The organism is Rhodococcus sp. 1168 (genome assembly GCF_002091955.1).
In the GTDB taxonomy this organism is placed as follows: domain Bacteria; phylum Actinomycetota; class Actinomycetes; order Mycobacteriales; family Mycobacteriaceae; genus Rhodococcoides.
Genome location: NZ_MKKY01000078.1, coordinates 1 through 21,286, shown reverse-complemented (window position 1 = coordinate 21,286; position 21,286 = coordinate 1). Strand labels below are relative to the sequence as shown.

General features: G+C 61.8%; 11 protein-coding genes. 9 read left to right on the top strand and 2 right to left on the bottom strand.

Going from position 1 to position 21,286, the window contains the following annotated elements; all coding sequences use genetic code 11:
* Nucleotides 1-68 precede the first annotated feature (68 nt).
* Nucleotides 69-1,574, bottom strand: coding sequence for a cryptochrome/photolyase family protein (locus BJI47_RS17680; RefSeq protein ID WP_088944969.1), 1,506 nt, complete (start codon nucleotides 1,572-1,574; stop codon nucleotides 69-71).
* A gap of 147 nt (nucleotides 1,575-1,721) precedes the next feature.
* Here BJI47_RS17680 and BJI47_RS17675 point away from each other — a divergent pair, with 147 nt between their 5' ends.
* The 3 genes from BJI47_RS17675 to BJI47_RS17665 are packed head-to-tail and all read left to right on the top strand — an operon-like array spanning nucleotide 1,722 to nucleotide 5,166.
* On the top strand, nucleotides 1,722-3,395 hold the full coding sequence (locus BJI47_RS17675; RefSeq protein ID WP_088944968.1) for an alkaline phosphatase: 1,674 nt from the start codon (nucleotides 1,722-1,724) through the stop codon (nucleotides 3,393-3,395).
* Nucleotides 3,396-3,440: 45 nt separating this feature from the next.
* Nucleotides 3,441-4,289, top strand: coding sequence for a rhodanese-related sulfurtransferase (locus tag BJI47_RS17670; protein WP_088944967.1), 849 nt, complete (start codon nucleotides 3,441-3,443; stop codon nucleotides 4,287-4,289).
* The gene (locus tag BJI47_RS17665; protein ID WP_088944977.1) at nucleotides 4,279-5,166 is read left to right on the top strand and encodes a pseudouridine synthase; all 888 of its coding nucleotides are present in this window, start codon (nucleotides 4,279-4,281) and stop codon (nucleotides 5,164-5,166) included. Before BJI47_RS17670 ends, BJI47_RS17665 begins: the two co-directional genes overlap by 11 nt.
* 90 nt (nucleotides 5,167-5,256) lie before the next feature.
* On the opposite strand, the gene BJI47_RS17660 is transcribed toward BJI47_RS17665, so the two are convergent.
* The gene (locus BJI47_RS17660; protein WP_088944976.1) at nucleotides 5,257-10,722 is read right to left on the bottom strand and encodes a carboxyl transferase domain-containing protein; all 5,466 of its coding nucleotides are present in this window, start codon (nucleotides 10,720-10,722) and stop codon (nucleotides 5,257-5,259) included.
* A gap of 887 nt (nucleotides 10,723-11,609) precedes the next feature.
* Here BJI47_RS17660 and BJI47_RS17655 point away from each other — a divergent pair.
* From BJI47_RS17655 to BJI47_RS17630, 6 genes are all read left to right on the top strand, one after another.
* On the top strand, nucleotides 11,610-16,271 hold the full coding sequence (locus tag BJI47_RS17655) for an AAA domain-containing protein (RefSeq protein ID WP_088944975.1): 4,662 nt from the start codon (nucleotides 11,610-11,612) through the stop codon (nucleotides 16,269-16,271).
* A 57-nt stretch (nucleotides 16,272-16,328) separates the two neighbouring features.
* Nucleotides 16,329-16,976, top strand: coding sequence for an SDR family oxidoreductase (locus tag BJI47_RS17650; RefSeq protein ID WP_088944974.1), 648 nt, complete (start codon nucleotides 16,329-16,331; stop codon nucleotides 16,974-16,976).
* Between the two features lie 56 nt (nucleotides 16,977-17,032).
* Nucleotides 17,033-18,232, top strand: coding sequence for a metallophosphoesterase (locus BJI47_RS17645; RefSeq protein WP_088944966.1), 1,200 nt, complete (start codon nucleotides 17,033-17,035; stop codon nucleotides 18,230-18,232).
* A complete protein-coding gene (locus tag BJI47_RS17640) occupies nucleotides 18,229-19,050 on the top strand; it encodes an HAD family hydrolase (protein WP_088944965.1) in 822 nt (273 codons plus the stop codon). The genes BJI47_RS17645 and BJI47_RS17640 overlap by 4 nt, the downstream gene beginning before the upstream one ends.
* Nucleotides 19,051-19,156: 106 nt before the next feature.
* Nucleotides 19,157-19,711, top strand: a complete 555-nt coding sequence (locus BJI47_RS17635) for an LpqN/LpqT family lipoprotein (protein ID WP_088944964.1) — start codon at nucleotides 19,157-19,159, stop codon at nucleotides 19,709-19,711.
* 36 nt (nucleotides 19,712-19,747) lie between these two features.
* Nucleotides 19,748-21,166 (top strand): plasmid pRiA4b ORF-3 family protein, encoded by a 1,419-nt coding sequence (locus tag BJI47_RS17630; RefSeq protein ID WP_088944963.1) that lies wholly within the window; start codon nucleotides 19,748-19,750, stop codon nucleotides 21,164-21,166.
* The last annotated feature ends 120 nt before the right edge of the window (nucleotides 21,167-21,286 follow it).

Below are 21,286 nucleotides of genomic sequence, written 5' to 3'. Positions count from 1 at the left end.
ACCCACCTCCCGTACAGGTGCAGGCAACCATCCGCTCACGTGCAAGCCAAGCCGACACGCCGACAGTCCTACGACGTGACAGACGGCCGTGGCGGGGGTGAAGATAAGGATTCCTGTTCGAGTACCTGGTCGAGATCGGCGAGTCGGTGCATCTGTGACACCTGCCGCGCAGTTCGATGGTTCTTCGCCAGCCGATCCCGGTGGCGGTGTACGAACGACCAGTACCCGGCCGTGAACGGGCACGCATCCGGGCCGAGGCGCTTCTTCGGGTTGTATTCGCACCCACCGCAATGATCGGTCATGCGATCGAGGTACGCGCCACCCGATGCGTACGGCTTCGTAGCGATCAACCCGCCGTCGGCATGCTGGCTCATGCCGATCACGTTGACCGGCATGACCCAGGCGAATCCGTCGACGAATGCGGTGGCAAACCATTCGGTCAATGCTTTCGGATCGTATCCGCGCTGGAGTGCGAAGTTGCCGAGGATCATCAGCCTGGGGATGTGGTGCACCCAGCCGCGCGTATTCAGTTCCGTCAGAGTGTGCGACAGGCACGCCGCGATCGGGTGTTCACCGTCGAGTTCGGTGAACCATTTCGGCAGTGGCTCATGGGCAGCCAGCTCGTTGCGGTCGAGGTACTCCGGGCCGAAATGCCAGTACAGGTGCCAAACGTACTCTCGCCAGCCGAGCACCTGGCGGATGAATCCTTCCACCGAGGCGAGTGGGGCATCGCCGTCGCGCCAAGCCTGCTCGGCGGCCTCGACTACCTCCAGAGGTTCGAGCAGTCCCATGTTGAGCGGCACCGACAGTAGTGAATGCGCCATCGCCCAGTCCTGACTCATCACGGCGTCCTCGTATTTGCCGAAGTCGGCGAGACGATAAGAGACGAAGTGCTGCAGAGCTTTCCGGGCCTCGTCGGCTGTCACAGCGAACAGTCGCGGGCCGTCCTGTCCGACGGTCGGGAGGTCCAGAGCATTCAAGTCCGCGCGGACGGAGTCGTCGATGTCATCCTCGCTCGGCCACCACGGCGGATCGACGCCGAGTGTCGAGCGCTTCTTCGGAGGTGGTTCGCGATTGTCCGCATCGAGGTTCCACACTCCGTCGACCGGCTCCTCACCTGCCATGAGCACTTCGAAGCGTCTGCGCTGGTCGCGGTAGAACGCCTCGAGGCGAAACTGATTGCGATTGCCGGCCCACTCTGCGAAATCTGTTCGACTCAACGCGAACATCGGTGTCGGCAACACATCCAGTACGACGCCCTCGTCGAGAAGTCTCTGTACGAAGCGCTCCGCAGCGTGCGAGGTGGGCTCGAACACCAGTACCGGCCGCCCGTACTGTTCGAGGCCGTCTCGGTACGTTTCGGTCTTCAGATAGGTCGAGCGCTCGCCCAGTTCTGCGGCGAGGTGTCGCATCCCCGAGAGGACCAGATGCAACTTCTGTCGATGGAACGGACGTGTCCGGCACACTCGCGCACTCTCGATAAGCAGGACATCGCGATGGATGTGCTCACTCGTCGAGTGAAAGTGCGGGCCGAGTTGATCACCGAACAACCAGAGCGGAGCGGAGAGGGCCATGGACGCAGAGTGCTCGAGTCGGGGGAAGCGCAAACTCTCCGTCGGTCAGGTGCCTGTAGTCGAACGCCGCGTGAGCTGAAAGTGAATCTTTACCCTCGATGGCCAGCCTGACTTGACCGCGGCCTCTCGATCACATCAACTTGTGGCGTGACCGTGAAAAAAGGTGTGTCCAGGCGTGGATTTATCAGGTCCTCGTCCATCGCAGTGGCAGCGGTCGGAGTGGCTTCGGCGGCCCCGGTTCTCGCTCACGCGGAAGAGAGGTCGTTCGTCCCGTTCCAGCACGGCGTCGCCTCGGGTGATCCGTTGCCCGACGCCGTCATTCTGTGGACTCGGGTAACTCCGACCCCTGATGCCGTCCCCGGTTCCGGTATCGGACCTGCGACGGAGGTTCGATGGAGAGTGGCCACCGACCTGGAGCTGACGGAGATCGTCCGCAGTGGTACCGTCTCGACGAGCCCGGACTCCGATCACACGGTCAAAGTCGACGTCGACGGCCTTTCGCCGGCGACGACTTACTACTACAGCTTCGAAGTCCAGGGTGGTGACGCGGCAGGCACGCAGTCCGTTGTCGGCACGACCCGTACAGCCCCGGCCAACGACGCCGAACTCGACGGACTCAGGTTCGGTGTCGTCTCGTGCTCCAACTGGGAGTCCGGATTCTTCGGCGCCTACCGCCATCTGGCCACACGCACCGATCTCGACGCGATCATCCATCTCGGCGACTACATCTACGAGTACGAGACCGGTGGTTTCGCGGGCAAGAACGGCGTCGTTCGGCAGCACGATCCGGTGCACGAGATCGTCAGCTTGCAGGACTACCGGATCCGGCATGGTCAGTACAAGTCCGATCCGGATCTCAAAGCTGCTCACCGCGGGGTGCCGTGGATCTGCACGTGGGACGACCACGAATCGGCCAACGATGCGTACGACGGTGGCGCTCAGACTCATCAGCCCGAGACCGAGGGGCCGTGGTCGGTTCGTAAGGCGAACTCGGTACAGGCCTATTTCGAATGGATGCCCGTACGCGCAGCCGGTACCCCGCAGAATCGCCACATCTACCGACGGTTGCGCTTCGGAAAGTTGCTCGAGCTGTCGATGCTGGATTTGCGGACCTATCGGTCCCAGCAGGTGATGCCTTTCCAGGGCGGCGACGTCGATTCCCCGAATCGCACGATCACCGGGGCGGACCAGATGGAGTGGCTCACCGAGGGGCTGGTGAGCTCGCCGACGCAGTGGAAGATCGTCGGGAATCCGGTCATGATCAGCCCGGTTCTGCTCCCTCCGCTCGAGAGCGAAGCGTCTGCCGCGCTGACCGGACTGCTCGGGATTCCCACTGGTGGGTTGCCGTACAACGCCGATCCATGGGACGGGTACACCGCGGACCGTAAGCGGCTGCTCGGTGCGATCGCGGAGAAGAACGTGCGCAACACCGTCTTCATCACCGGCGATATTCACTCGTCGTGGGCATGCGACGTTCCAGTCGACGCAGCACGCTACTTCCAGACCGGTGCCGTCGCCACCGAGCTCGTCGTCACCTCGGTGTCCTCGGCGAACATCGACGATCTGACGAAGACGGACCCGCACACGCTCAGTAGAGTCGCCGAGACCGCCTTGACCACGCTCAACCGCCACATCAAATACGTCGACCTCGATAGTCATGGGTTCGGCGTCTTCGACGTGACACCCTCGGGCGTCCAGATGGATCACTGGTACCTCGATGCCAAGGAAGACCCGCTCAGCGGCGTCTATTGGGGTGCGGGATTCGCTGTGTCCGACGGGTTGGCTCGGGTGGATCCGGTTGCTCTACCTGTTCGTGCGTAGTCGCTCCTGATACCGACTCAGGTAAGCACCGGCATACTTGCACCTATGGCTGTACCGAAAATCGTGTTGTTCTACGTATTCACCCCGCTACCGGACCCGGAGGCGATCCGGCTGTGGCAGCACACGCTGGCCGCGTCCAGCAATCTCGGTGGCCGGATCATCATCTCCGAGCATGGGATCAATGCGACCGTCGGCGGCGAACTCGCCGACGTCAAGCGTTATGTGCGAGGAACGCGGAGCTACCCGGCCTTCAAAGACGCCGACATCAAATGGTCGGAGGGACTGGGTGAGGACTTCCCTCGGCTTTCGGTCAAGGTCCGGTCGGAGATCGTGACCTTCGGGGCAGCCGAGGAACTGAAGGTCGACGCAGACGGAGTGGTCGGCGGGGGAGTGCACCTGAGCCCCGCTGAGGTGAACGAACTCGTCGATCGTCGTGGTGATGACGTCGTCTTCTTCGATGGCCGCAATGCGTTCGAGGCGCAGATCGGCAAATTCAAGAACGCTGTGGTGCCCGAGGTGGAGACCACCCGCGACTTCGTTGCGCAACTCGACTCGGGGCAGTTCGATCATCTGAAGAAGAGTCCCGTCGTCACTTACTGCACCGGTGGGGTGCGATGCGAGGTGCTTTCTTCGCTGATGCGCTCACGAGGTTTCGAAGAGGTCTATCAGCTCGACGGCGGAATAGTGCGCTACGCCGAGGCCTACGGCGACGATGCACTGTGGGAGGGGTCGCTGTACGTCTTCGACAAGCGCATGAGTATCGACTTCTCCGACCACACGTCAGTGATCGGCCGCTGCACGATGTGTTCGAACCCGACTTCCCGGTACCAGGATTTCGACGACGACGACGACGAGGGCCGCGGGCTCCGCCTGGTCTGTGTCGATTGTGCCTGAGCCACTTCCGTTTCGGCATGGTTTGGCGCCGTTGCGCATTCGGCTTCCACACCAGGAGTCCTCGAAGACCGTGTTCGAGTACCTCAGCCGCGACCACCCGGCTGATTCGTGGGAGCAGTCGATGACCTCCGGTGAGGTCGTCGACGAGAAGGGGCGGCCGTGGGACAGTGAAAGTTCTTATGCTCCTGGACGATTCGTTTACTTCTATCGAGATCCGGTGCCTGAGACTCCGGTGCCGTTCGAGATGGACGTACTCTACGACGGTGACGGCATCGTCGTGGTCGACAAGCCCCATTTTCTGGCAACGATCCCTCGCGGCAGGCATGTCACAGAGACTGCGACGGTGCGTGCGCGTCGGATGTTCGACTGTCCAGACCTCACGCCGGCCCATCGGCTCGATCGGGCGACGGCGGGAGTTCTCATCTTCACCCGTACCAAGGAACTACGACGGCCGTACCAGGAGCTCTTTTCGTCGAGATCGGTACTCAAGGAGTACGAGGCGATCGCGCCTCACGATCCGACACTGGAATTCCCGCGGGTTGTTCGGAGTCGAATCATCAAAGAACACGGGGTCATGGTCGCCCATGAGGAACCGGGCGAGCCGAACAGTGAAACACGGGTCGAACTGATCGAGGTCCTGGGTGAACGCGCGCGCTATCGACTCTTTCCGAAGACGGGCAAGACGCACCAGCTACGAATTCACCTGTCTTCGATGGGTATACCCATCGAAGGCGATCCGTTCTATCCAGAGTTCCGGTCGGTACCGGGCGACGATTTCACCGAACCCTTGAGGCTTCTCGCGAGGGCGGTCGAATTCGAAGACCCGATCACCGGCTCTGCACGTCGTTTTCGAAGTAACCGAAGCCTGTCCGACTGAGCTGTTCTCGGCTACGCGCCGGTCAGGAGAACAGATACGAATGCACCCCCGGCCGCAGAGCGGGCGGGGGTGCATTCGTATGTGAACTTTCTACTGCGCGCGAGCCATTCCACGCTCTATGGCAGCGATGATCTGCGGACGTAGCTCGGCAGCGGGGACGATATGGTCCACCGAGCCGACCTTCTGTGCGCGTTGAATGTTGTGGATCGCCTCGAATTCGGCGGCCACTTCACCGAGTTTCGAGTTGCGGACGTTGCCGCGTTCGGTTGCCAACTCGACACGGATGCGAGCTCGTTCGGCGTCCGTCTCGGCGGCTGTCAGCTTCGCCTCGATGTCGAGGACTCGCGGGTCGGCAGCGGTCCTGGCGTTGACGTCCCGCGTGAACACCACTGCCGCGGCCGGTGCGCCACCGAGAACCGAAGCGAACGATCCCTCGACCGCCAATACCTCCATGTTGTCGTTGAGTGCTCCGGAGAACACCACGAATGCGCCTCCGTGGTAGCGCGATACGACACAGAACACGATTGGGCCGTCGAAGTTGACTATCGCACGGCCGATTTCGGCACCGTACTCGAGCTGAATGTTGCGTAGGGACTCCGGTGAACCGTCGAACCCGGACAGGTTGGCGAGCACCACGATCGGCCGAGAGCCGCTGGCGGCGTTGATGGCTCGCGCAGTCTTCTTCGAGGAATTCGGAAACAGTGTGCCCGAAGTCCACTGGTCGGGTCCGTCGGACGGGAACCATCCCTTACGCGGGATTGCACGCGATTCGATGCCGATGACACTGACCGGAATCCCCGCCAGGTGGGCGTCGAAGACGACCGAAGTGTCCGCGTCGGCCATGTCTGCCCAGCGTTCGAGGATCGAGTGATCCTGGTCGACGACGGCACGCATGACCGTGCGAATGTCGAACGGCTTCTTACGATCCGGGTTGGTGGCAGAGGAGAAGATGTCACCCACGGTGGTGAAGTCGCTCGCCGGGTGCACGTGGGGGTAGCTCCGCACGTCGCGTTCGGTCGGGTCGGTGGTGAGTGCGCGTCGCGGGAACTTCTCACCCGGTGCGGTGTAGGCATGCTCGTAGTGCGCGAACAGCACCTCACATGCGGCACGCAGATTCGGCGCCCAGTACTGTGCCTGGCCGTTCGGGCCCATGACTCGGTCGTAGCCGCCGATGCCGAAGTTGTCCTCGGCTGAGACTCCGCCGGAGTAGTCGAGTGACTGCTTGCCGGTCAGGACCATGGCACTGTCCGGGGTCATCACCAGGATGCCCTTGGTGTGCGCCAACATCGTGGCCTCGGCATTCCAGTACGGCTGTGCGCCGACGTTGATGCCTGCGACGACGATGTTGATCTCGCCGCCTGCCTGCGTGAACGTGATGATGCGACGAAGCCCACGCGATACCCAGTCCATGTTCTCGGTGCCGGTACTCATCGAGATGGTGGCACCGGAGGAAAGGGCGAACCACTCGACCGGAGCGCCGATGCGCTCGGCAAGGTCGATTGCTGCGACGATCCGCGAGCACTCGGCCTCGGCAACGGTTCCCAGCGACTTGGTCGGGTCACCGAACAAGGCAACTCGGGTGACGCCCTCGGGATAGCGGTCGGACGGAGTCGACACGAGTCCGACGATGATGCCCGCCGTATTCCGGCCGTACGGTCGATCGACAGGCGCCAGAGTGGCGGATTCGTCGAAGTCGTACTCGGTGAACGTGCCACCCGAGCCCGTGAGCAACGGGATCAATTCGTACGGGTACACGGTTCCGCGTGCCTGCGAGCGCTGAACCTTCTGGGTGTACTCGTCCAGTGGACGCAGTGGCTCGGTCGGCCTGTCGGTGACCTTGGCGACGACACCCGCGCCGGAGCGATACGAGAATCGGATTGCGACCTCGCGAACAGGCGCACTCGGTCCGTTCCTGAGCCTGGCGATCATCGTGATTTCTTCGAGCCCGGCACCGATGGTGGACGGCGCAATGTGCCGTGCAATTGCCGCGAGGCGATCCTCGGGTGCATCGAGTACCGGCCACACGTAGAGGGTGACACGGTTCGCGTCGAGCCTGTTCTTACCCCGCTGGCTCTGGGCGCGCCGGATCCCGTCGAGGCAGGAGGCGACTGTCCTTTCGATCTCGGGAACAGCGACGACGACGCCGTTGTCATCGAGTTGCGTTGTCACCCCGCGAATTTCGGCAAGAGCCATCAACCGCTCGTCGGACGGGTTCTCCTTCGCCGTCAGATGGAACAGGTAAGTTCCGGGCGTGGCAGGAAGCCGGGTGCCGTCGAAGTTCTTGAGGCGCCAGAGGTCCAGGCGCTGTCCTGTCAGCGGATGCATGTCGCGAATGACAAGATCCTCGGCCAGCGGTTCGGAACCCTCGACGCTCGGGCGTCGGAACGTTACATGGCGAACATCGGCGCCGCATACGGTGATCGTGATCCGACGCCAATTTTTGGTTCGGGGATGTTCGGTGAGAACGGCCTGGATGGTGCTCGCGATGTCGTCGCCGCTGGCAGGGGCGTCGGGCCACGCAAGGTACAGGTCGACTGCAAGGTGTTCCGGAGCAGGCCCGGCGATGTCGTCGATCGCATCGATAGTCTCGGACAGCGAAGCGAACGTGGTTGCGGCCGAAACCAACTGGAGTCGCTCGCCGGCGAGGTCGAAATTGCCGGTGACGAAACGAACCCCGTCCCGGTCGAATGCCTTGACGTCTTCGAGATCGCGAATCTCGTAGTACTGGCGAGTGATGACCTCGAGCAGTGCGCCCGGCTCTTCGATCCGTGAACCCAACAGGTCGATCAACGGCTCAGGGGTGGAGACGAGTGCGTCGATGCGAGCCGCGTAGTCCGGTGCGCCGGGGTTTTCGGCAAGGTACTGCAAGCTGCCCCTAACCCCGTCGTGGACCTGGTCGCGTGAGCGCCGGATCGAAGGGGCGTCGAAAAGGCGGAAGCGCAGGTTGCGAGCGACGTCACCGATGACGGGGTACCGCGCCTGAGTTGCAACGATCAGGCGCTCGAGAACCTCGCCGATTGCCGACCCTGCAGCGGGCTGCGCTGCCGAGTCCGTCAGCCAACGATCGAGAAGTGCCGAGACGACCGGAACTTGATTCTCGATACGTTGCAGTGCGAGGAATACTCGATATACGGCCTCTTCGAGTTCTGGGCTGCGTTCGAGATCCTCGGCACCGTAGTGCCGCAGGGCGCGGGAAAGCTTGCCGCGGAACGATTCCGGCAGTCCCTGGATATCAGCGTCGAGAGAGTGCAGAAACGAGTGGAAGTGTTCGCGCGGGCTGTGAACCCGTTCGTCCGTGTTCTCCTCGTCCATGGTGGGACGGTTGCGGGAGAGTTCACACATATCGGCAAATGTGTTCAACAGTGCCAACTCTGCGTCGACCACCTGCGAATCGTCACACGCAACCTCGTTGCGGACTGTTTCGTAGTCGGCGAGCAAAGCCTGAACACGGGAGGCGTTGACGTCGAAACCTGTGATGAGGGCCGACAACTCGTCGAGATAGGACAGTGCCTTGCATCGCGGTGTCTCGCCCTCGGGCCGGTCCACGGTACGAAACTCCACGCGAGCGGTTTGTGTGGATGCCTTCTGCTCGCCGGCTTGATCGACGCGCAGCAGCGCGGCGCCGGAATCGACCTGGCCGTTGACCGAGGCCAAGACCTCGCGCACGCGGCCTGCATACGGCGACCGGACAGCGGTCTCCATCTTCATGCTCTCGAGCACGACCAAGGTCTGGCCCGCCTCGACGTCGTCGCCGACCGCAACCGGGACGGCAACGACGACGGCGGGCGCTGGAGCTCGGACCAGTCCGGCTTCGTCCTGACTAATCTGATGACTTATGCCGTCCACTTCGACGAGGAAGTGCGCGGCGCCGGCGACGGTGACGATCGAATAGCGGCGGTTGCCGAGGATGAGGCGGCTCTCGTACTGACCGAGGCGCTCGATGTCGACCTGTACATCGCCACTGTCTCCATCGACGCGGTAGCGGTGCGGTCCGATCTGCCCGACGCCGAGATTGTATGCCTGGCCTTGGTAGTTCAGTTCTACGGTTCGGCCGATGGTGTGGCTTGCACGAGGACGGCCACCGCGGGCCGAGGACAGGAATGCGGCTCGCTCGCGTCCTTCCTGGACGTCGTAGGCATCGATTGCCGCTGCGATGAGCGCGATGTCTGCCACGGCCGTCGGGCCGGTGGCTGTGCCTGCCTCGGATCTATCGAGCCAACCGGTGTCGGCGGAGGCGGAAACGACCTCTTCACGGTCGAGTAGATCGAGCAGAAACGATTTGGTGGTCGTTCCGCCGTCGATGACGACAGTGGTCTCGCGCAGTGCGTTGCGCAGCCGGGCGAGTGCTTCACCCCGGTCTCGCCCCCAGGCGATGACCTTCGCGACCATGGAGTCGTAATCGGGGGGAATGACGTCGCCCTGTGCGATGCCGGTGTCGACACGGATGCCGCTGCCGAGGGGAAACTTGAGAAGTTCGACGGTTCCCGGTGCGGGCGCGAAACCGTTGTCGGCATCCTCGGCGTTCAGGCGCGCTTCGACGGCGTGGCCGAACTCGGGTGGGCAATCACCTTCGAGGTGATCACCGTTGGCAACGAGAATTTGTAGTTTCACCAGGTCGATGCCCGTGGTGAACTCGGTGATGGGGTGTTCGACCTGGAGTCGGGTGTTGACTTCGAGGAAGGTGAAGATCTTCTGCTCGGGCTGGTAGAGGTACTCCACCGTCCCGGCGCCCGTGTAGGAGGCGGCGCGTACGAGTTCGCTGGATACGGTGCGCAGGTGATCGGCTTGCTCTTGCGTCAGGACCGGCGAGCTGGATTCTTCGATGACCTTCTGATTGCGACGCTGGATGGAGCAGTCGCGCACGCCTGGAGCCCAGACGTTGCCGTGGTTGTCGGCGATGACCTGGACCTCGACGTGGCGCGCGTCGGTGACGAGTCGTTCGATGAATACCACTGGGTCGCCGAACGAGCGTTCGGCCTCACCCTGAGTGCGTTCGAGTGCGAGTTCGAGTTCGCTCTCCTCGTAGACCTTGCGGATGCCGCGACCGCCGCCGCCGCTGCGAGCCTTGATGATCAGTGGGTAGCCGATGGCCTGTGCGTGCCGGCGAGCGTCGGCTCGAGTTTCGACCGGTCCACCGCTCCACGGCGCGACGGGAACACCCACCCGTTCGGCGAGTAGTTTCGCCTCGACTTTGTCCCCGAGCAGGCGCATCGCGTCGGCGGATGGTCCGATGAAAGTGATTTCCAGTCGTTTGCAGAGGTCGGCGAAGGCTGGATCTTCGGCGACGAAGCCCCAGCCGACCCACACGGCGTCAGCGCCGGATTCGACGAGTGCCCGCTCGAGTTCGGTGTGATCGAGGTACGCGGATCCGACCTCGGGTTTACGTAGGGTGACGGTCTCGTCGGCCCGCCTGACGAACATTGCGCGGCGTTCTGCTTCGGTGTGGAGGGCGACCGTCCGAATGCCGTAGTCGAACTCGGCGTTGAGTTCCTTGACGGCCCTGATCAGGCGTACTGCCGCCTCGCCTCTGTTCACTACTGCAATCCGTTTGAACAACGTTTCTCTCTCCGTCAGGTGGGTGAAAATGCTTTCTCGAACGTCGGGCACGTCGTGACGCCCGCGGGTTCTAGTTCACATATCGGGCTTGCTGGGGACGAAACGACACACTCGGTCTCGAGGGACTTCTGTGTGGACAAGAGCGGGAGTCGATGTAACAGCCCCCACGCATCGACCTCGATCTCGTTCGTTACCCCGCCGATCCCTCGTCGTGGACGTGGAACAGGTCTGAATGTCGTCCTATTCTAACGGGTCACAGGATTCTTACCATGTCAACGGCGGTATGGTCCGATGTGATTGATCTCGCTTCGGTCAAACCTTAACTACGGCAGTACATTTCGTTGCTGTTTCCGAACGACACCGAAAAAGGTCAGCAAAAGCTTGACGGAATACTGACGAGTAGCGTTGCGACAACGGACATTTCGGCGTCGGCCATGGGCATTGATTACCGGCGAGTACGTTACCGGTCGGTACGTCCAATTCGACACCGATCACAATCGGACACAAGGCGCGAAATTCAGAATCCCGGTCCGATAATGTCGATCGAGCTCGATAACCCCTCACGGCTCATCGGTGGCGGAAATTGGCTGTGAAGCTGAATGGGGTTTCCTTCCGATCGTTGTGATCTACCACGATGAAAAGAACCGAAGGTCTGTATGTCGTGATCAATCTGGACGCAGAGACTAGTCTGGTGTGTGCGTGCAAGCACCGTCCCGGTTAAGGGGCGGCCGTTCGAGGATTTCAGAGGTTCAACAGTGTCGACTGCATCGGTTCCCGGTCGTGGCCAGCAGCCGGATCCCAGCAGGATCTCGACTGAAGGAGGCGTTCTCGTGGAGGGCGAAGTATTGACGGAAGCGCATGAAGAGCTCACGGACAGGGTTCTGCGCATGCTGCAATTCCTGCGCGAGATCGTCACCGCTCGCACCGAGCCCGTGTTGCATTACGAAAGACACCTTCGCGTCGAGTGGCTTCAGGCAGACTCCCCCGCGTCCCATCTGGATGCGTCGGCCGAGCAGGGCGGGGTCGTACTCAGGGCCCGGCGGGTCGAGTTCGAAGAGCCGCCGAAGCTCCCGGAGATCCTCGAAGGATTCGTCGACAACGCGATGGTGGCCGACAGTCGTCATCTGGACATCGAATTGATCGAATCGGCTCTGGCATCACCTACGAGCGAGGACGTCGATACCGACGCCGATTTCGATGTCCGGCATGCGTACCAGGTTCGACGTGCGTTCGAAACATATTCGGCCGAGTGGCGTCGATGGGCAGAATTGGATCGAGAGCAGCGACCGGAAGCCTCGCTCTACCACGCTCTCCAGCTGATGATGCAAGAACTCTCTTCGCAACCGGAGTCCATCGAGCTGGTAGTCGCCTCAGGCCTGTTGAGCCTTTCGGCTCAGGGAACTGCAGGCGCGGTCGAGACGCACTTGCTGATCCAGTCGGCGGCAGTCGAGTTGGACGTCCGCACCGGAGACTTGCTGGTCAAGCTTGCTGCCAATTCGCAACCGCGATTCGAGGATACTCAGCTACTGACCGGCCGGACTGGGTTCGACCCGTCCGGTTCGGTGAAGATGCAGAGTGGCCTGCCCAGGCGCATCACCTCACCTCTCGACGACGACGTGGTGTCCGTGCTCGTGGAGTGGGCCGATGCTGCACTCGATATACCAGTCGACGTTCGAGCCGATCTGAATCGGCCGGCGACCGCCGACGCTCCCGAGTACGGGGCGACTGTGACGTTGTCGCCCGCCCTGGTCATGCGCAAACGAAATGCGTTTGCGCTGCGTGACTACTACGAACAGATGATCGCGGATCTCGCCAAACCAGGTTCGAGACTTCCGCTCGGTTTGGCTCAGTTGGTGGAGCCCATCGAACCCGCCGAACGCTTGGCCTGGTTGGAGCGAATGGGTGCGGCCGAGACTCGGTCACTGGCTACGGATCCACTCTTTCCGCTTCCGGCGAACGCCGAGCAATCACAGATCCTGCGCAGGCTCGGCCGTGACAGCGGCGTAGTGGTCGAAGGTCCTCCCGGGACCGGGAAGACGCACACCATTGCGAATCTGGTGTCGGCATTGCTCGCCCGCGGCCAGCGTGTGCTCGTTACCAGTGAGAAGTCACAAGCGCTTCGCGTCCTTCGGGACAAACTTCCACCCGAGCTTCAGGAGCTTTGCGTCTCGATCACCGATCTCGGGCGCGGTGGATCCGAGGAGCTCAATCGCAGTGTCGCTCGTATCGCAGATCGCAAAGCGGCATACAACGACGTGGATGCGGCCGAGAAGATCGCGTCATTGACTGCGCGACGGGCGGATGCTGCGGCGCGGCGTGCCGTGTTACTCAATGCCATCGCCGACCTGCGCGTGTCGGAAACTGTTGTACATCAGTATGTTTCAGATGGATTTGAGGGAACCGCGGCTGCGATCGTCCGAAAGGTCAAGGCAGCGGAAGAGGCTCACGAGTGGCTACCGGGACCGTTGTCGACGGATCGTCCCACGCTGATCGGAACCGAGGTGGATCGGCTGCGGAAGTTGATCGCGACCGCGCCGGATGGGCGTGCGGCACGAGCCAGGCAGTCACTCCCACGGTTGGACACCATTCTGCCGAACTCGGCAGAACTACGTTTGTTGTGTCGGCGAGCGAGCGCCAAGGTGCATGTGGAGTCCGAGCATTCGTCCAGGCTTGTCGAGTTCCTCGGCGGAGTCGATCCGGCTGCAGCTCTCGGTATTCGGCAACTGTGTGAAGAACTCGACGCGCGAGTGCGTGACGTTCTCGAACTCGACCAACTCTTCCAGCAATTGACCGATTCCGTGTTGTCCGGCGAAGCCGCGCACCTATGGTCGCGGGTGAGCAATATTTCATCCATGGCCGAGGTCGCGGCTCGGGCCGATCACTTCATCGGTGCTCATGATGTGCAGTGTTCGTCGTCGACGACCGCTGCGCTCAATGCGATGGAATCCCTCACTGTCGCTTTGGAATCGGGAATCGAGTGGAAACCCCGGTTCCGGAAGAGCGAACAGCAGCGTGTCGTCGAAGATCTTGGCATCACGGCGACTGTCGATGGCATTCCGGTTGCGTCGGCGAGTGCCGGCAGGCTCGTGACAGAGCACATTCGTGCTCTCGATATCGTCAGCACTGCGGCGACCCTGCTCGGGGACCTACGGATCTCGGTGTCCACCGACGGGCCTCGGTCACGGCGTGTGAACGATCTTCGGCTGGTCAGTGACAAGCTGGCGCTGGTGGCAGGTGTCGTGCATGCGCGCGACGCGTTGGTCGAGAAGCTGTACGCGGTGTCGCCTTCGGCACCGTGGATTCGGAGTCTCGACGACGCGGCGCAGTTCGCTGGGTCGGCAAGAGCGATTGCCACCCGTATCGATGCAGACGTGGCCAAGGCCGAACTGAGCAGAATTCTGTATTCCGTTGCAACGCAGGTCGATACCGGACCCTCGCCCGAGGGGACGGCTCTCGTGACGGCACTGAACTCGGCTGACGAGGACGCCGTTGCCGAGGCGTCGGGAAATTACATCGCGGCATGCCAGGAGCAGGACGATCAGCGGGTCCAGGACGAATTGGCCAAGAAACTCGCCGATGCTGCGCCCGCGTTGTACCAACTGGTTCTCGACACTGCCGGTGACTCCGACTGGGATGAAATCAGTTGGCAGATGTCCAAGGCATGGGCGTGGCGTCGAGCGCGTGAGTGGGTGAGTGAGCAGCATCGTGGCGGTGTCGAACACGAGCTCGATGTCGAACTGAACGCACTAGACGCAGATCTGAAGTACCTGACGTCTCAGCTTGCAGCCGCGATGGCCTGGCGCGACTGTCTCGAGCGCATGACTGCTGTGGAAGTGCGTGCGTTGCAAACGTATCGAGAACATATGTCCTCGATCGGGGCAGGAGCAGGTCGATACGCGGAAACGTTCCGTAGCGCTGCGCGTTCCGCTATGCGAGATGCGCAGAGTGCCGTTCCTGCTTGGGTCATGCCCCTTGCTCAGGTCTTGGCGACAGTGCCGCCCATAGCGGACAGTTTCGACGTCGTGATCGTCGACGAAGCCAGCCAGGCCGACATCAGTAGCCTGTTCCTTCTCTATCTGGCACCACGGGTGATCGTCGTCGGCGACGATCGGCAATGTGCACCTGCGGACGTCCCGCAGGCGGGGACGCTCGAAGACGTGTTCACTCGACTCGACGTGTATCTGCCGGATCTACCCGAACATGTTCGCGCGACCTTGACTCCTCGGTCGTCACTGTTCTCGATGCTGCGTACGCGTTTCGGCCAAGTGGTCCGTCTGCGCGAGCACTTTCGATCGATGCCGGAAATCATCAACTGGTCATCGCAACAATTCTATGGAGATTCGCCACTGGTTCCTGTGCGTCAATTCGGCGCGGACAGGCTTCCACCGCTTCGCCATACTTTCGTATCCGATGCTTCGGTAAGAGGTAAGGGCGCTTCGCTCGTCAATCATGCCGAGGGGCAAGCCATCGCCGGTCAGATCCTCGAATGTCTCGCCGATCCCCTCTACGACGGTAAGACATTCGGCGTCGTCGTGCTGCAGGGAACGGCCCAGGTCGATGAAATCCGAAACGAATTGATCAAACGTATCGGAATCGACCAGTGGGCGGATCGAAGGCTCCGCGTCGGGACACCACCGGACTTCCAAGGAGACGAGCGAAGCGTCGTATTCCTGTCGATGGTGGTCGCACCGAACCAGGACTTTCCCGCTCTCAGTGCAAGCCAGTACAAGAGGCGGTTCAATGTCGCGGCCTCGCGTGCGCAGGATCAACTCTGGCTGTTCCACTCGGTCACAGTCGATCGGCTCAAGCGATCCGACCTTCGGAACTCGTTGCTCACATATGTCACGTCCACCTCACCTGCGCCTGCGAATCCGATGCCCCGCGATGTCACGCCGGATGTTCGGCGTAGCGAGTTCGCGAGTCTGTTCGAGCAGCGGTTGTTCGTCGATCTGAGAGATGGTGGATATCACGTCAACCCCGGCATCGAGGTGAACAATCGACGTATCGACCTGGTGGTCACCGGGCAGGTGTCCAGGCTCGCCGTGGAATGCGATGGAGATTCGATTCAGTCCACTCCGGAGCGTCGTCTGGCAGACCTCCAGCGCGAGCAGGAACTCAAACGTTGTGGCTGGACGTTCTGGCGGGTGCGCGAGTCCGAGTACTACCTCGATGTCGAGGCTGCATTGGAGGATCTGTGGAATACCCTGTCCGCGTTGGGAATCGAACCCAACACGATTTCGATTTCGCCCGCAGAAACGGTGACCGAGGAGTGGATTCCGGTCGACGTGGATCGACCGCAGACGGACATGCCTGTGGACCTGCCGGTGGATGAGGCAGTGGATACGTCGGGCGATCATGCAGTGGAACGTCCCGACACCGGCCTGACGAGTGCTACTGCGAAAACGCCGTGGAACGCGTGGCAGTCAGCGCCCGAAGGCGAGAAATACGACATGTGGACCGTTCCGAGCGAAGCCCCCGAGCACCGGTTCCCGTCTGTTGAGCTGCCCATCAACGGCTATCACGATGGAGGCCATGGCCACCACAACTGATCGAAACAAATGCTATAGCGTTGATGGCGTCCGACTGTGTCTGTCGAAGGAGTGCCAATGTCGCGAATCGCTATTTTCGGAGGACACGGTCAGGTGGCGCTCCGTCTAGCGCCGTTGCTCGTGGAGCGCGGTCACGAGGTGGGGTCGATCGTTCGTAATCCCGACCACGTCGCCGACATCGCGAACGTGGGTGCCACGCCGTTGGTGGCCGACATCGAGAATCTGGATGTCGAGAAGATCGCGGCGCTACTCGACGGCTTCGACACAGTCGTATGGTCTGCAGGCGCCGGCGGCGGCAGTGCCGACCGAACGTATGCCGTTGACCGTGATGCAGCAATTCGCTCGATGGATGCTGCCGGGCGAGTGGGCATCACGCGCTACGTCATGGTGTCGTATTTCGGGGCGGACACAGAGCACGGAGTAGATCCGAGCAATTCCTTCTTCGCGTACGCGGAGGCCAAGGCGGCCGCCGACGCGTACCTGAAATCCACTTCGTTGTCCTGGACGATTTTGGGACCGAGTGCGTTGACACTCGACCCCGGCACCGGGTCGATCACAACCAAAGACAACGGTGCCACCGGTGCTTCGGTAACCCGGGACGACGTCGCAGCCGTAGTGGCCGAAACTGTCGATACTCCGGCGACCATCGGACGTGTCGTCGAATTCGACAACGGCGATACACCCATCGCAGAGGCTCTCGGCTGAGTCGGAACTCCGAGCACTGTCCTGGAATTTCGCCGTCTCTGCAGCGAGGAACACACATGGCGGATGCACAACCGACCGGTGACACCGAGATCCACCCGCCCGAGTCAGGGCCTTCCCGACGTCGATGGCTGATCACACTGATAGTGCTGCTCGTTGTAGTACTGCTGTTCGGAGTTCCACTGTGGACGCTCTTCTTCGCAGGTTCCCAGTGGCCGTTCTCGATGCGAATATTCGGCTGCGTTCTGTTTGTTGCCGCTGCGATCGCCTTGCCGGTGTCCATGGCCCGCGGTCATGCGCGCGCCCATGACGGCGCGGCACTGATCGGTGACACGTTGCTCGGAACCGTATGGGTGCTGTTCGTGTGGAGTGCACTCGGTTCGATAGTTGGATTGCTCCTCGCCCTTGCCGGTCTGGAAGATCCTCTGCGATCACGAATTGTGGCTGCAGCGGTCGTCGTCGTGGTCATCGTATTGTTGGCGTGGGGCCACCACGAGGCGATGCGCGTGCCACGCGTCGTCGAGCGCAGCGTCGTGGTTCCGCGTCTCGGTGCAGGCCTCGACGGACTCCGGGTCGTAATGATCACCGATACGCATTACGGGCCGTTGGATCGAGCCGACTGGTCGTCGAAGGTCGTCGACGTCGTCAACACATTGGAAGCCGATGTGCTCTGTCACCTCGGAGATTTAGCAGACGGTTCGGTCCTGCGTCGCAAAAATCAGGTCCAGCCACTACGTGGGGCACGCGCAGCCCTGGCCAAGGTCTACGTGACGGGCAACCACGAATACTTCGGCGAAGCGCAGGACTGGCTGGATCACATGGAGACGCTGGGTTGGACGGCTCTGCACAACAAGCACCTCGTGGTCGAACGTGGCGGTGCAAGGTTGGTCGTCGCTGGTGTGGACGATCGAACGGCAGCAGCGTCCACACTCGAGGGGCACGGAGCGGACCTCGATCGCGCGCTCGAGGGAGCCGACGCGGATCTGCCGGTCTTCCTCCTGGCACATCAACCCAAGCAGATCGACGAGGCCGTTCGACGGGACGTCGACGTGCAGGTTTCCGGTCATACCCACGGCGGGCAGATCTGGCCGTTCGAGTACCTGGTCCGACTCGATCAGCCGACGGTCCATGGCCTGAGCAGGCACGGTAATCGCACCCAGCTCTACACCAGCCGCGGCACAGGTTTCTGGGGACCGCCGTTTCGCGTCTTCGCACCCAGTGAGATCACCGTGCTCGTACTGCGGACAGAGGCGCCGTGACAGTCGAACTTCTCGCCACCGACCTCGACGGCACCCTGCTTCGCTCGGACCGAACCATCTCCGCGCGTACCTCCGAAGCGATAGCGGCGGCACAGGCGTCGGGGATCGAGGTCGTCTGGGCCACGGCGCGCGCACGCCATTCGATCGACGAGTTGGCTGCCTCGTGTGGGTTCAGAGGTAAAGCCATCGGTGCCAACGGTGCAGTCGTCCTCGACCTCGCTGACGGCACGCCGGTCGTCATCGAGACGACCGGAATCGAATCCGACGTCGTGACCACTGCTATGACCCGGGTTCGTGAGTTGGTTCCCGGAGTCGCCTTCGCCACTGTCGGTCCGACTCGGTTCGTCGCCCAGCACGACTATGCAGCGATGTGTGTCTTTGCGGACCATCATCGACATCCCCACGAGATGGACGTCTCGGTCGACGTCTTGCCCGCGGCCTCGGAGCAGACCGTCAAGATCGTCGCCCGACATCCCGAGCTGGCAAGCGTCGACCTCTTCCACACCGTCATGGCTGCAGGGGTAGGGGGCGTGGAGCTGACCCATTCTGGCGCGCCATATATAGAGATGTCCGCTGCAGGCGTGTCGAAGGCCAGTGCGCTGTCGGTGCTGTGTGCGGAACTCGGGATCGAGCGATCTGCCGTGGCGGCTGTGGGTGACGCGTTCAACGACCTGCCGATGCTTCGCTGGGCTGGTACTGCCTTGACCACTGCCAACGCGAGAACCGAGATCAAGGCTGTCGCTCATCGTGTGCTGCATTCGAACGATGACGACGGCGTCGCGGGGTACCTGGAAGAGCTCGTCGCCGGCCGTCGATGACGGAACTATCTCGGACAGGCACCGTCTGCCGAAAGTCTGCCGAGGTGTCGATGCCCGGCACATCGTAAGAAGCGCGCACTTTACAACCGAAATCCATTGTCTTGAAATGTTAGGAGATGTACGGGTGGAGCAAAGCAGTGGATCCAACCGCATGACCGTCGCCGAGTACCTCGCGGCGCACGCCATAGCGGTGAAATCCGTCGATCGCGCTCAGGCCGCAGCACTCGGCATCGAGGCCCCGGTACCTGCCGGATGGCAAGCGGCGCCGGAAGAACAATTTCCCGGTGCCACCCAGGTTCTTGTCGAGCCAGGTTTGGTCGAAGGCGGCTTCGCACCCAACGCGGTATTACTTGTGGGCTCACTGTCCACTCGAATCGAAGCCGATGCTCTGCTCGACTGCAGCTTCACCGACGCCCGCGCGATGTCGGGTTGGGTCGAAGCAGAAGCGAGCTCCGACCCGTTCGGCGGCCATCCATCGCGGTTCATCAGGGGAACATTCGTCGCAGAACAGTGGGAACTGGCCGTCACGACCCGGTACATCGTCGTGCAGAGTGAGACGCAGTATCTGGTTCAACTCACGGTGACCACCTTCGCTGACCACGCCGACAAGCTGGCATTCGACATCGATGCGATCAACACTGGCCTTCTGCACACCATCTGAGCCTTGCCGAAGCACAGGCGCTACTAAGGTCGAGTAATGCGGAATCGCACTGGACGCGTCCGGCACCTGTCCCTGGTGCCGGACCTGTTGGACAGCAATGACAGTCCCGAGCTCGAGATCGCCGACGATACGTTCACCAACGCGTCCGGGCATCACGGCGCTCCGGTCGCGAGGTACACGATTCGGGTCTCCTTGGACGGCGTCGAACCGGCAGTGTGGCGAAGGTTCGAGGTCCGATCAGACCTCTTGCTCCCCGAGTTTCACCAGGTGTTGCAGCAGGTAATGGGGTGGAGTGCTGCTCATTCGCACCGCTTCCGGCTACGGAAGTCAGTAGCTGTCATGCGATACGACTTCGAGACCTCGCTGGTCGAAGCAGGGTCGGTAATCAACGAACGGCATGTCAGATTGGATAGCGTTCTCGACAAAGAGGGCGACGTCGTCGGATACGAATACGATTTCGGCGACGGATGGAAGCACACCGTCGAACTCGAATCCCTCATCGACTATCACGACGATCTTCGTACACTGTGCCTCGACGGCGCAGGTGCGTGTCCGCCCGAGAACAGCGGAGGACCCGGCGGTTATCGCCATTTGCTCGACGTGCTCGGAGACCCCGGCCACACGGAATACGAAAGTTTGCGAGAGTCGGTCGGACAGTTCGATCCCGAGCGGTTCGATGTAGCTCGCGTCAACGAAGGTTTTCGGGCCGGCGCTCCCGTGCGATCGGTCGAGGTCGAGGCCATCGTCGCGTCGCAGTTGATCGCACGGCTCTTCGGGACCGCCCAGCCGGAACACATGCCCGCTCTGTCAGCGCTGCTACCGCGATGTGAGCTCACCATCGAAAGCTCTGTCGATCTACCGGTTGCGACTGTGGCGATGAAGAAGCTCTCGTGGTTGCTCGAGCTCGTAGGCGAGACCGGATTGCAGTTGGCACCCGGAGGCTATTTTCCGCCGGCAGCTGTCGAGGCCATGCGCGTCGAACTCGAATGGGGACTGGGGTGGATCGGATCCAGCCTGCGTGAGGTCGACAATCACCAGGTCGCCGATCTGCGCAATGCCGCCAAGCGACTTGGTCTCGTGCGAGTCCTCAAGGGCGCTTTGGTGCGCACGAAAGCGGGAACTCGGTATGCCGACGACCCCATCGGTCTCTGGAGGCATTGTGCGTCGCGAGTCCCTTTGGGTAAGGAAGCTCATGAGATCGACGGCGGAACGCTCTTCCTCGTCGCGCTTGCGTCGTCGGCATCCGCGACCCAGCGGAACGCGATGATCGTGGAGACGATGCAAGCGTTGGGGTGGGGGACCAGCAAATTGGGCGACGCTCACACTGCAGCACAACCTACGGTCGACTTCTTGGACCTGATTGGTGCCCATGGGCCGTCGCTGTACTTCCGGAGCGAGGTCTTCGACGCCCCCAGTTGGTCGAGAAGGTTCGCTCGCGACGCCTTGCGAAGTTGATGTAGGCCGCTGACCAGGCGATTTGGAGATGGCGTCAGAGTCGCGTAACTTTTGTCGAGTCAGAGCGAGCCGGACACCGACCTGGTCTTAACGGACCGGGACACGAGGTTGTACGGGGTT